Origin of the sequence: Rhodanobacter sp. FW104-R8 (assembly GCF_001617365.1) — a bacterium.
In the GTDB taxonomy this organism is placed as follows: Bacteria; Pseudomonadota; Gammaproteobacteria; order Xanthomonadales; family Rhodanobacteraceae; genus Rhodanobacter.
In genome coordinates this window covers 56,765-68,914 of the sequence record NZ_LVJR01000029.1, presented here as the reverse complement: position 1 = coordinate 68,914, position 12,150 = coordinate 56,765, and the positions used below count along the sequence as shown (strand labels likewise).

At 67.5% G+C, this 12,150-nt stretch carries 13 protein-coding genes; 12 read left to right on the top strand and 1 reads right to left on the bottom strand.

All coding sequences use genetic code 11. The features are described 5' to 3' along the window. Positions 1-70 precede the first annotated feature (70 nt). Positions 71-1,441 (bottom strand): cysteine--tRNA ligase, encoded by a 1,371-nt coding sequence (gene cysS / locus RHOFW104R8_RS09980; RefSeq protein WP_068097688.1) that lies wholly within the window; start codon positions 1,439-1,441, stop codon positions 71-73. Positions 1,442-1,635: 194 nt separating this feature from the next. Between cysS and RHOFW104R8_RS09975 the strand changes: the two genes are divergently transcribed. From RHOFW104R8_RS09975 to argH, 12 genes are all read left to right on the top strand, one after another. Next, positions 1,636-2,163, top strand: a complete 528-nt coding sequence (locus tag RHOFW104R8_RS09975) for a glycine zipper 2TM domain-containing protein (protein WP_068097691.1) — start codon at positions 1,636-1,638, stop codon at positions 2,161-2,163. 427 nt (positions 2,164-2,590) lie between these two features. Then, positions 2,591-3,598 carry an N-acetylornithine carbamoyltransferase gene (locus tag RHOFW104R8_RS09970; protein WP_068097693.1) on the top strand — a complete coding sequence of 336 codons (1,008 nt, stop codon included), beginning with the start codon at positions 2,591-2,593 and terminating at the stop codon, positions 3,596-3,598. 9 nt (positions 3,599-3,607) lie between these two features. Further along, positions 3,608-4,231, top strand: a complete 624-nt coding sequence (locus RHOFW104R8_RS09965) for an FMN-binding negative transcriptional regulator (protein WP_068097696.1) — start codon at positions 3,608-3,610, stop codon at positions 4,229-4,231. Next, positions 4,228-4,701, top strand: coding sequence for an OsmC family protein (locus tag RHOFW104R8_RS09960; protein ID WP_068097699.1), 474 nt, complete (start codon positions 4,228-4,230; stop codon positions 4,699-4,701). The genes RHOFW104R8_RS09965 and RHOFW104R8_RS09960 overlap by 4 nt, the downstream gene beginning before the upstream one ends. A gap of 29 nt (positions 4,702-4,730) precedes the next feature. Further along, on the top strand, positions 4,731-5,921 hold the full coding sequence (locus RHOFW104R8_RS09955) for an argininosuccinate synthase (protein WP_068097700.1): 1,191 nt from the start codon (positions 4,731-4,733) through the stop codon (positions 5,919-5,921). Between the two features lies 1 nt (position 5,922). Beyond that, entirely contained in the window at positions 5,923-6,429 is a 507-nt protein-coding gene (locus RHOFW104R8_RS09950; RefSeq protein WP_068097702.1) for a DinB family protein, read from the top strand. Continuing rightward, positions 6,426-6,878 carry a GNAT family N-acetyltransferase gene (locus RHOFW104R8_RS09945; RefSeq protein WP_068097703.1) on the top strand — a complete coding sequence of 151 codons (453 nt, stop codon included), beginning with the start codon at positions 6,426-6,428 and terminating at the stop codon, positions 6,876-6,878. Before RHOFW104R8_RS09950 ends, RHOFW104R8_RS09945 begins: the two co-directional genes overlap by 4 nt. A gap of 20 nt (positions 6,879-6,898) precedes the next feature. Further along, positions 6,899-7,246, top strand: a complete 348-nt coding sequence (locus RHOFW104R8_RS09940; RefSeq protein ID WP_068097704.1) for a nuclear transport factor 2 family protein — start codon at positions 6,899-6,901, stop codon at positions 7,244-7,246. A gap of 13 nt (positions 7,247-7,259) precedes the next feature. After that, on the top strand, positions 7,260-8,393 hold the full coding sequence (locus RHOFW104R8_RS09935) for an acetylornithine deacetylase (RefSeq protein WP_068097712.1): 1,134 nt from the start codon (positions 7,260-7,262) through the stop codon (positions 8,391-8,393). Positions 8,394-8,413: 20 nt separating this feature from the next. After that, complete coding sequence (locus tag RHOFW104R8_RS09930) at positions 8,414-9,748, top strand: acetylglutamate kinase (RefSeq protein ID WP_068097716.1); 1,335 nt, start codon at positions 8,414-8,416, stop codon at positions 9,746-9,748. 61 nt (positions 9,749-9,809) lie between these two features. Further along, positions 9,810-10,769, top strand: coding sequence for an N-acetyl-gamma-glutamyl-phosphate reductase (argC, locus tag RHOFW104R8_RS09925; RefSeq protein WP_068097719.1), 960 nt, complete (start codon positions 9,810-9,812; stop codon positions 10,767-10,769). A gap of 85 nt (positions 10,770-10,854) precedes the next feature. Next, positions 10,855-12,150 (top strand): argininosuccinate lyase, encoded by a 1,296-nt coding sequence (gene argH / locus RHOFW104R8_RS09920; protein WP_068097722.1) that lies wholly within the window; start codon positions 10,855-10,857, stop codon positions 12,148-12,150.

The window sequence follows — 12,150 nt, the reverse complement described above, 5'->3', positions numbered from 1 at the left end:
TATTATCGCGCGGGTGCCGGCGATAAGCGAAATGCGCCGTCGCCCATACATGGGTGCGCTGCTGGAAGGATCAGGCCTTGGCGATGCTCCAGCGCGTACCCTGGGCGCTGTCCTCGATGGTGACGTGCATGGCGGCCAGTTCGTCGCGGATCGCGTCGGCGCGCGCGAAGTCGCGGGCCGCGCGGGCGGCCTGGCGCTGTTGCAGCAGGTCCTCGATGCGTGCCGCGTCGACCGCATGCTCGCCCCGCCGGAACCACGCCTGCGGATCCTGCTGCAGCAGGCCGAGCAGGGCGCCGCCGCCGAGCAGGGCGGCTTTCGCCTCGGCGCTGCCGGACTGGCGCGCCGCATCGGCCAGCACGGACAGTTCGGCCAGCGCCTGCGGCGTGTTGAGGTCGTCGCACAGGGCCGCCTCGATGCGCTCCGGCACCGGCAATTCGCCGCCCGGCAGTTCGACCGCGGCCAGGTCGCGCAGCACGCGGTACCAGCCGTCCAGCGTGCTGGTCGCCTGGGCGATGGCGGCTTCCGACCAGTCCAGCGGCTGCCGGTAGTGGCCGCTGAGCAGACGCAGGCGCAGCGCCTCGGGCGGGTGCAGTTCCAGCAGGTCGTGCAGCAGCAGCACGTTGCCCAGCGACTTGGACATCTTGCGGCCGTCGAAGGTGAGCATGCCGTTGTGCATCCACCAGCGCGCGAAGGTCTTGCCGCCGTGCGCGCAGGTGGACTGGGCGATCTCGTTCTCGTGGTGCGGGAACAGCAGGTCGATGCCGCCGGCGTGGATGTCGATGGTCTCGCCCAGGTGCGCCGCGCTCATCGCCGAGCACTCGATGTGCCAGCCGGGGCGGCCGCGGCCCCACGGGCTGTCCCAGCCGGGCAGCTCCGGCGTGGACGGTTTCCACAGCACGAAGTCGCCGGGGCTGCGCTTGTACGGCGCCACGTCGACGCGCGAGCCGGCGATCAGCTCGTCGGTGTCGCGGCCGGACAGCTCGCCATAGGCCGGGAACGAGCCGACGTCGAACAGCACGTGGCCTTCGGCGGCGTAGGCATGGCCGCCGTCGAGCAGGCTCTCGATCATCGCGATGATCGGGCCGATGTGGGTGGTGGCATGCGGCTCGATGTCCGGCGGCGCCACGCCGAGCCCGGCCATGTCCTCGCGGTACGCCTGGGCGAAACGTTCGGTGATCGTGCCGATCGGCACGCCCTGCTGCTGCGCGGCGGCGTTGATCTTGTCGTCGACGTCGGTGATGTTGCGCGCGTACGCCACCTGCGGATAGTGCCGCCGCAGCAGCCGCACCAGCACGTCGAACACCACCGGTCCGCGCGCATTGCCGATATGCACGTAGTTGTAGACGGTGGGACCGCACAGGTAGATCGTCACGCGCTCGGGATCGAGCGGGGCGAACGGTTCGGTGCGGCGGGTGAGGCTGTTGTAGAGCGAAATCGGCATCGGTGGGATCCGCAACATGGGTGCGCCGGGCGGTGGCAGGGCGCGGCCAGCCCGGCATCTTAACAAGGTGTAAGCAGCCGGGTCGCGCAAGCCCCGCCAGGGGCGGATTCTAAGGGTGTATTCAGCGTGAATTTGCTGGAATGCTGCCAGTCCGCACGCAGATGCGCGCCGTTGTTCCGAAATTGGAGGTCGCAATGACCAAGCTGTGGCTTTCCGCACTGGCGCTCGCCTTGATGGCGTCCGGCGTCCATGCGCAGGACGCGCGTTACGCCAGCGCCGACGACAATGCCCATTACGGCTGGGCCGACGTGCTGCGGGCCGATCCGGTGCAGGCCGTCACCCGCACCGAAGTACCGCGGCAGGAGTGCTATGAGCAGCCGGTGGTGCGCCACGAGGGCGGCAACAGCACGGCCGGCACGGTGCTTGGCGCCGTGATCGGTGGCGTGCTGGGCAACACCGTGGGCAAGGGCGACGGACGCAAGGCCGCCACCGTGGTCGGCGCCGTCGCCGGCGGTGCGGTCGGCAACCGGGTGTCCGGCCAGGGGCGCGATTATGAGACGAGCCAGACCCAGTGCCGCCAGGTCAGTTCGGTCAGCGAGCAGCGCCGGGTCGTCGGCTACGACGTGGAATACCGCTACCGCGGCGAGATCTACACCTCGCGCCTGAGCTACGATCCCGGCGAGCGCCTGCGCGTGCGCGTGCAGGTCGAGCCGGCCGACTGACCCGCTCGCCGCTTCTGGAACGACAACGCCGCCACCCGTTGGCGGCGTTGTGGTTCCGGAGGCTGATTTTTTTGTTGCAAGGCAGCGAAATTGCCGCCATCATGGGCGCCAGTCATCCGGGTTCCGCAATGTCCACAGCCGTCTATACCGCCACCGTACTCACCAGCGCCCGCGCGGCCGCTGGCATGACGTCGCGTGCGCGCCGACCGCTGGGTGGATATTCGGCCGGGTAGGCAGTCGCACGCGTTTCACGTGCATCGACGATAAACCCGGCCTTCGTGCCGGGTTTTTTGTTGGTGCATTTTGCGCGGATCCGTCCGCGAAACCCCGGCCATCCGTGGCCGGACCACACAGCCTGACGTGGATCCATCCACCCATCCCGGCCATTCGTGGCCGGACGCATCGAGAAGAGCAAGGGCCTGACTTCATGAGCATTCGGCATTTCTTGACCACCCAGGATTACAGCCGCGCCGAGATCGACGCCCTGCTGGAGCAGGCCGCCGCGTTCAAGCGCTCGCCGCGCGGCCAGCAGCTGGCCGGCAAATCCGTCGCCTTGATGTTCTTCAACCCCTCGATGCGTACCCGCACCAGCTTCGAGCTGGGCGCGTTCCATCTCGGCGGCCATGCCATCGTGCTGGCGCCGGGCAAGGATGCGTGGCCGATCGAGTTCGAGGTGGGCAGCGTGATGGACGGCGACACCGAGGAGCACATCGCCGAGGTGGCGCGCGTGCTCAGCCGCTACGTCGACCTGATCGCGGTGCGTGCGTTCCCGAAGTTCCAGGACTGGTCGGTGGACCGCCAGGACAAGGTGATCAAGGCCTTCGCGCAGTACGCCACGGTGCCGGTGATCAACATGGAGACGATCACCCATCCCTGCCAGGAGCTGGCCCACGCGCTGGCCATGAAGGAGCACCTGGGCGATCTCACCAAGAAGAAGTACGTGCTTACCTGGACCTACCATCCCAAGCCGTTGAACACCGCGGTCGCCAATTCGGCGCTGCTGATCGCCACGAAGATGGGCATGGACGTGACCCTGCTGTGTCCCACGCCCGACTACGTGCTGGACGAGCGCTACATGGCGTTCGGCCGTCTGAACGCCGAGCAGAACGGCGGCTCGCTCAAGGTCAGCCATGACATCGGGGAAGCCTACGCGGGCGCCGACGTGGTCTACGCCAAGAGCTGGGGCGCGCTGCCGTACTTCGGCCAGTGGGACAAGGAAAAGCCCATCCGCGACGCGCACAAGCACTTCATCGTGGACGAAGCCAAGATGGCGCTGACCAACAAGGGGCTCTTCAGCCATTGCCTGCCGCTGCGCCGCAACGTCAAGGCCACCGACGCGGTGATGGACGCGCCGTACTGCATCGCCATCGACGAAGCCGAGAACCGCCTGCACGTGCAGAAGGCGGTGATGGCGTCGCTGATCGGTCAGGGCTGAGGAGCGCTCATGTATACGCCAAAGCATTTTGTGGAAACCCGCGTCGAGGCCCTGCACGGGCTGATCCGCGCGTATCCGTTCGCCACCGTGGTGACCCGTGCGGCAGACGGGTTGACGGCGAACCACCTGCCGTTCGAGCTGGTCGGCGAGGTGCTGCACGGCCATGTCGCCCGCGGCAACGAACTGGCGCAGCTGGATGGCGCCGAGGTGTTGCTGATCTTCCAGGGGCCGGACGGCTACATCAGCCCGAACTGGTACCCGAGCAAGCACGAGACCGGGCGCGAAGTGCCGACGTGGAACTATGCAGTAGTGCACGTGCACGGCCGCCTGCGGGTGATCGACGACGCCATCTGGCTGCGTCGCCTGCTGGAAACACTGACCGATCACCATGAGGCCGGCCAGCCGCAGCCGTGGAAGATCACGGATGCGCCGGACGATCACATCGAGAAGTCGCTGCGCGCGATCGTCGGCCTCGAGGTCGCGATCGGGCGCATCGAGGGCAAGTTCAAGCTGAGCCAGAACCATCCCGCGCGCAACCGCGCCGGCGTGGTCGCCGGCCTGCGCGAGCGCGACGGCGACGGTGACGCGGAGCTGGCCGCGTTGATGGCTGAGCAAGAGGAATCGAAACCGTGAACCACCAGCATCACTACCGCGTCGACGTGGAGTGGACCGGCAACCTCGGCAGCGGTACGGACGGCTATCGCAGCTACAGCCGCGACCACGTGATCCGCATCGACGGCAAGCCGGCGATCGCCGGTTCGTCCGACCCCACGTTCCGCGGCGATGCCGCCAGGCACAACCCCGAGGACATGCTGGTGGCTGCGCTGTCGACCTGCCACATGCTGTCCTACCTGCACATGGCCACCGTGGCCGGCGTGGTGGTGACCGCCTACGCGGACGCTGCCGAAGGCACGATGGCCACCGAAGGCGACGGCGGCCGTTTCGCCGAGGTGGTGCTGCATCCCACCGTGACCATCAGCGCCGCCAGCGACCCGGCCAGGGCCGAGGCTGCACACGAAACGGCGCACCATGCCTGCTTCATCGCCAATTCCGTGAATTTCCCGGTGCGCTGCGAGCCGCGCATCGTCGTTGAATCCGCCTGACCTTCCCATCTTTCCAGGATCAGCAAACCATGAGCAAAGACATCGTCCTCGCCTTCTCCGGCGGCCTCGACACCAGCTTCTGCGTGCCCTACCTCAAGGAGCGCGGCTGGGCCGTGCACACCGTGTTCGCCGACACCGGCGGTGTGGATGCGGAGGAACGCGCCTTCATCGAGCACCGCGCGCAGGAACTGGGCGTGGCCAGCCATGTCACCGTGGATGGCGGCCCGGCGATCTGGGCTGGCTTTGTGAAGCCCTTCGTGTGGGCGGGCGAGGGCTACCAGGGCCAGTACCCGCTGCTGGTGTCCGACCGCTACCTGATCGTCGAGGCTGCGCTGAAGCGCGCCGCCGAACTGGGCACGAAGGCCATCGCGCACGGCTGCACCGGCATGGGCAACGACCAGGTGCGCTTCGACCTCGCGGTGAAGTCGCTCGGCGACTACGAGATCGTGGCGCCGATCCGCGAGATCCAGAAGGAGCACACGCAGACGCGCGCCTACGAGCAGAAGTTCCTGGAGGAGCGCGGCTTCGGCGTGCGCGCCAAGCAGCAGGCCTACACCATCAACGAAAACCTGCTGGGCGTCACCATGTCGGGCGGCGAGATCGACAAGTGGGAAGCCCCGGGCGAGGGCGCGCGCGGCTGGTGCAAGCCGCGCGCCGAATGGCCGGCCGCGCCGCTACGCGTGAAGATCGGCTTCGAGAAGGGCGAGGCGGTGTCGCTGGACGGCGAGAAGCTCGCCGGTCACCAGCTGCTGGCGAAGCTCAATGCGCTGTTCGCGCCCTACGGCGTGGGCCGCGGCCTCTATACCGGCGACACCACCATTGGCCTCAAGGGCCGCATCATCTTCGAGGCGCCGGGCCTGATCTCGCTGCTGACGGCGCATCGTGCGCTGGAAGAGGCCGTGCTGAGCAAGCAGCAGAACCGCTTCAAGCCTGACGTGGCGCGCAAGTGGGTGGAGGTGGTGTACGAGGGCTTCTTCCATGACCCGCTGAAGGCCGACCTGGAGGCCTTCCTCGCTTCCAGCCAGTCCACCGTCAACGGCGAGGTTACGTTGGAGACGAACGGCGGCGTGGTCAACGCCGTGGCCGTCGCGTCGAAGCACATCCTCAACGCCAAGGGCGCCACCTATGCGCAATCGGCCGACTGGGGCGTGGCCGAGGCCGAGGGCTTCATCAAGCTGTTCGGCATGAGCAGCACGCTGTGGGCGGAGGTCAACCGCTGACATGTTCGCGTCCCTGTTCGCGTACAAGGCGTGGGCAAACGCCAGCATGCTGGAGGCGATGCTCGCCATCGACGGTGAGCGTTTCCCCGAGCAGCGGCGCAAGGCCATTCGCGTGATGAACCACACGTTCGTGGTGGATCGGATCTTTGCGGCGCATCTGTCAGGCGAACCGAACCCGCATGCCGCCACCAACACCGAGGATACGCCGGAGCTGCCGGCGTTGACGGAAAGCATCCGCGCCGGCGACGCGTGGCTGGCCGGCTATGCGCGCGAACTACCTCCGGAACAACTGGGCGAGCGCATCCGCTTCCGTTTCACCGACGGCAAGGCAGGCGATATGTCGCGCGCCGAGATGCTGCAGCACCTGATCGTGCATGGCGCCTATCACCGCGGCGCGGTCGGGCAGATCCTCGATGCATTGTCGCTGCCGCGCCCCGCCGACACGATCAATGTCTATCTACATGCGGCGGAGCCATGGCGTCGTGAGCACGGAGGTGTCGGCCGGTGAATATCCTGCAGGTCAGCACGGACAAGGACAGCCTCGACATCGGGCTGATCCATCGCTTCCTTTCCACCGAGGCCTACTGGAGCCGCGACATCCCGCGCGCAACGGTGGAGCGGGCCGTCGCCGGATCGCTGTGTTTCGGCGGCTATGTCGACGGACGCCAGGTGGCGTTCGCGCGGGTGGTCACCGACGGCGCCACGTTCGGCTATCTGGCGGACGTGTTCGTGCTGCCGGAGCACCGTGGGCATGGCCACTCCAAGACGCTGGTGGCGGCGGTCATGGCGCATCCGCAATTGCAGGGCTTGCGGCGCTTCATGCTCGCCACGGCCGATGCGCACAGTCTGTACGAGAAATTCGGCTTCGCACCGTCCGCCCGGCCCGAACGTCTGATGGAAATCCTTCGCCCCGATCTCTACACCCAGGCCGCCGGAAGCGCGGTGGCCATCCCATGAATTCCCACGCGGACTCCTGCATGTCTGATATCGCCGCTCCTGTGGTTCGGCAGTTCGAAGCGTGCAACCCCCACGATCTCGAAGCCTTCCTGGCCTGTTTTTCGGACGACTTCCGTTCGTGGCGCATGCCTACGGAAACGCCGTCGGTACAGGGCAAGCCGGCGTTGGCCGCTTTCTACGCCGAGCACCGCTTCAACAATCCGAAGCTGAAGGCGGAGCTGATCTCGCGCACCGTGGTCGGCAACAAGGTGTTCGACCACGAGCTGATCCATGGCCTTGGCGAGCCGCCGCTGGAGAACATGGCGGTGTTCGAGGTATGCGAGGGATTGATCCAATCGGCGTGGTTCTATTCCGCGAACCCGCAATGAGCGCAATGACGAAATGAGCGACTTACTGCAATCCACACTGGAACACCTCAAGGCGCTGGTGTCGTTCGATACCCGCAACCCTCCGCGCGCGATCACCACGGGGGGCATCTTCGACTATATCCGCGCGCACTTGCCCGGCTTCGACGTCGCGGTTACCGACCACGGCGCCGGCGCCGTGGGTCTGCATGCGATGCGCGGCCAGCCGAAGCTGCTGTTCAACGTGCACCTGGACACGGTGCCCGACTCGCCGGCGTGGACGGCCAGCCCGCACGAGCTGCGCGTGACGACGGACCGCGCCATCGGCCTCGGTGCCTGCGACATCAAGGGTGCGGCGGCGGCATTGCTGGCGGTGGCGAACGCCGGCAGCGGCGACATGGCGCTGCTGTTCACCACGGACGAAGAGGCCAACGATCCGCGCTGCATCGCCGGCTTCCTCGCGGACAAGCCGGCTTACGATGCGGTGATCGTGGCCGAGCCCACCAAGGGCGAGGCGGTGCTGGCGCATCGCGGCATCCAGTCGGTGCTGATGCGCTTCGCCGGCCACGCCGGCCACGCCTCGGGCGAGCAGAAGCCTGGCGACAGCGCGCTGCACCAGGCGGTGCGTTGGGGCGATGCGGCGCTGGATTTCGTGGCGGCGCAGGCGCACGAGCGTTTCGGCGGACTCACCGGCCTGCGTTTCAACATCGGCCGCATCGAGGGTGGCATCAAGGCGAACATGATCGCACCCAGTGCGGAGGTGCGCTTCGGCATGCGGCCTTTGCCGACGATGCATCCCGACGGCCTGCTGGAACGTTTCCGCACCCTGGTCGAGCCCATGCCGGCCGAGTTCGCTGAGACTTTCCGCGGCCCCTCGCTGCCGGCGGGCGACACCGCCACCGCCGAGGCGCGCCGGCTGGCCGCGCGCGATCTCGCCGACGAGCTGGGAATCCCCGTGGGCAACGCGGTGGATTTCTGGACCGAGGCGGCGCTGTTCTCCGCCGCCGGCTACACCGCCTTCGTGTACGGCCCCGGCGACATCGCCCAGGCGCACAGCGCCGACGAATGGGTCGCGCTCGACCAGCTCCAACACTACGCAGAAGTTGCTTTTCGTCTTGTTGAAAAGTGCGGCCAGGGACGGCCGCTTTTTGACTCTCGCGTTCACGGATGAACGCACAGGAAAACATAACCATGGAAACGCACAAGCACACCCGCAAGACGATCGTGCGCCTGCTCTCGAGCATGGGCAGCGCGAAGGAAATCCAGCAATACCTCAAGCGCTTCTCCGAGCTGGACGCCAAGCGCTTCGCCGTGGTCAAGGTCGGCGGCGCGGTGCTGCGCGACGAGCTGGCCGACCTCGCCTCCTCGCTCACCTTCCTGCAGCAGGTGGGACTGACCCCGATCGTGCTGCACGGCGCCGGCCCGCAGCTGGACGAGGAACTGGCCGCCGCCGGCATCGGGAAGCAGACCGTGGGCGGCCTGCGCGTGACCTCGCCAAAGGCGCTGGGCATCGTGCGGCGCGTGTTCATGCAGCAGAACCTGAAGCTGGTCGAGGCGCTGCAGTCGATGGACACCCGCGCCACCGCGGTGCCGTCGGGCGTGTTCATGGCCAGCTACCTCGACCGCGACACCTTGGGGCTGGTCGGCAAGGTGGAGAGCATCAACCTGGCGCCGATCGAGGCCAGCCTGCGCGCGAACTCCATCCCGGTGATCGCCAGCCTGGGCGAAACCGACGAGGGGCAGATCCTCAACGTCAACGCCGACGTCGCCGCGAACGAACTGGTGCGCGTGCTGCAGCCGTACAAGATCGTGTTCCTCACCGGCACCGGCGGCCTGCTCGACGGCCAGGGCAAGGTGATCGACTCGATCAACCTCAGCACCGAGTTCGACCACCTGATGGCGCAGCCGTGGATCAGCGGCGGCATGCGCCTGAAGATCGAGCAGATCGCCGACCTGCTGGCCGACCTGCCGCTGACCTCGTCGGTGTCGATCACCCGGCCGTCCGAGCTGGCCAAGGAACTGTTCACCCACAAGGGTTCGGGCACCCTGGTGCGGCGTGGCGAGAAGGTGCTGCGCTTCGATTCCTGGGAAGGCGTGGACCGCGCACGCATGCGCGAGCTGATCGAATCCAGCTTCGGCCGCACCCTGGTGCCGGACTATTTCGAGCGCACCAGGGCGTTCCGCATCTACGTCAGCGAGAACTACCGCGCCGCGATGATCCTCACCATGGAACATGTCGACAACGAGCAGGGCCTGCCGTACCTGGACAAGTTCGCCGTGCTCGACGACGCGCAGGGCGAAGGCCTGGGCCGCGCGGTGTGGCAGGTGATGCGCGAGGAAAATCCGCAGTTGTTCTGGCGCTCGCGCCACAACAACCAGGTCAACATCTTCTACTACGCCGAGTCCGACGGCTGCCTCAAGCAGCCGCGCTGGAAGGTGTTCTGGTACGGGCTGGACGGCAACTTCGACACCATCGCCCGCTGCGTGGCGCATTGCGCGCAACGCCAGCCGACGCTGGTGGGATGAGACAACGACTCCCTCCCCTGTAAAGCAGGGGGAGGGGCAAAAGCTTGGCAGGAGTGAAGCGGTGACAAACGACAAAAAGAGCATCGGCATCGTCGGCGCGCGCGGCCATACCGGCGTGGAGCTGATCCGCCTGATCGCGGCGCATCCCGCGCTGGAGCTGGCTTTTGTCTCCTCGCGCGAGTTGGACGGCCAGTGCGTGGCCGACCACGTCGACGGCTTCGCCGGCGGACTGCGCTACGCCAGCCTGGACCCGGCCGCCGTGGCGGCGCAGGGCGCCGACGTGGTGATCCTGGCGCTGCCGAACGGCAAGGCGGCGCCGTTCGTGGCGGCCATCGGCGCGGCGAAGCCGGACACGCTGATCCTCGACCTCTCCGCCGACTACCGCTTCGACAAGACCTGGTACTACGGCCTGCCCGAACTCACCCGCGGCAAGTGGCGGGGCGAGAAACGGATCAGCAACCCAGGCTGCTACGCCACCGCCATGCAGCTTTCCGTCGCGCCGCTGAAGGACCTGCTGGCCGCGCCGCCGGTGTGCTTCGGCGTCTCCGGCTATTCCGGCGCCGGCACCACGCCGTCGGACAAGAACGATCCGGACAAGCTGCGCGACAACCTGATGCCGTACGCGCTCACCGGCCACATGCACGAGAAGGAAGCCTCGTTCCAGCTCGGCGTGCCGGTGGAATTCATGCCGCACGTGGCGCCGCACTTCCGCGGGCTCACCGTCACCAGCAACCTGTATCTCTCGCGGCCGATGAAGCGCGAGGAAGTGCTGCAGCGCTTCCGGCATGCCTATGGCGACGAGAAGCTGGTATCGGTACTGGACGAGGCGCCATGGGTCAGCCGCATCGCCCACAAGCACCACACCGAGATCGGTGGCTTCGCGCTGTCGGCCGACGGCAAGCGCGTGGTGATCGTGGCCACACTGGACAACCTGCTCAAGGGCGCCGCCACCCAGGCGATGCAGAACATTAACCGCGCGATCGGCGTGGACGAGTACACCGCCATTCCGGTGGAGCCGTAGGAGCGCACCCTGTGCGCGACCGCTTCGCCCGGAGCCAACCATCAAGCCATCGCGCACAGGGTGCGCTCCTACAGGATCTCCCACGATGACTCAGCCGCTGTGGCAAAAATCCGGCATCCAGATCGACGCGAGGATCATGCAGTTCCTCGCCGGCGACGACGTGCTGCTCGACCGCGAGTTCTTCCTGCACGACATCGCCGCCAGCAAGGCGCATGTGGAAGGGTTGGCCAACATCGGCGTGGTCAGCGCCGACGAGGCGGCGGCGCTGAAGCGCGAACTGGACGCGCTCGCCGAAGACTTCCGCAACGGCAGCTTCGTGCTCGACGAGCGCTACGAGGACGGCCACTCCGCCATCGAGGCGCGCCTGACCGAGCGCCTCGGCGATGCCGGCCGCCGCGTGCATACCGGGCGCAGCCGCAACGACCAGATCCTGGTCGCCACGCGGCTGTGGCTGAAGGACAAGCTGGCCGCGCTCGAAGCGCATTGCCGTGCCATCGCGCAAGTCTGCCTCGAGCGCGCCGCGCAACCGGCACTGCCGCTGCCGGGCTACACCCACCTGCAACGCGCGGTGGTGTCCTCCACCGCGATGTGGTTTGCCGGGTTCGCCGAGGGCTTCATCGACAATGCCCTGAGGGCGCGGCAGACGCTGGTGCTGATCGACGCGAACCCGCTCGGCACCGCCGCCGGCTACGGCGTGAACCTGAAGCTGGACCGCGAGCACACCACCAGGGCGCTCGGCTTCGCGCGCATGCAGCTCAGCCCGATCTACGCGCAGCTGTCGCGCGGCAAGTTCGAGATGGCGGTGCTGGAGGCGATTGCCGGCGCCCTGCTCGACCTGCGCCGGCTGGCGTGGGACCTGTCGCTGTTCACCACCGCCGAATTCAACTTCGTGCACCTGCCGGCCGAGTACACCACCGGCAGCTCGATCATGCCGAACAAGCGCAACCCCGACGTGATCGAACTGCTGCGCGCCAGCTACGCCAGCGTGGCCGCCGCGCGCACCGAGATCGAGCAGCTGCTGTCGCTCCCTTCCGGCTACCAGCGCGACCTGCAGTTCTCCAAGGGTTCGATCTTCCACGGCGTGCGCCACGGCCTGATGGCGCTGGAGCTGGTGCCCGACCTGCTGGCGCGGCTTGAGTGGAACGGAGCGGCGATGCGCGCGGCGATCGAGCCGGCGATGTACGCCACCGACGTGGCGATCGAGCAGGCCGCCGCCGGCGTGCCGTTCCGCGATGCGTATCGCGCCGCCGCGGAAACCGCGGCATCCGCGGGGCGGGGACGCACGCCGGAAGGCAGCCTCGCCGCCCGCGTCTCGCCGGGCGCCGGCAACGACCTGCGGCTGGATGAACTGCGGGCGCGTATGGATCAACTCGATCGTTGA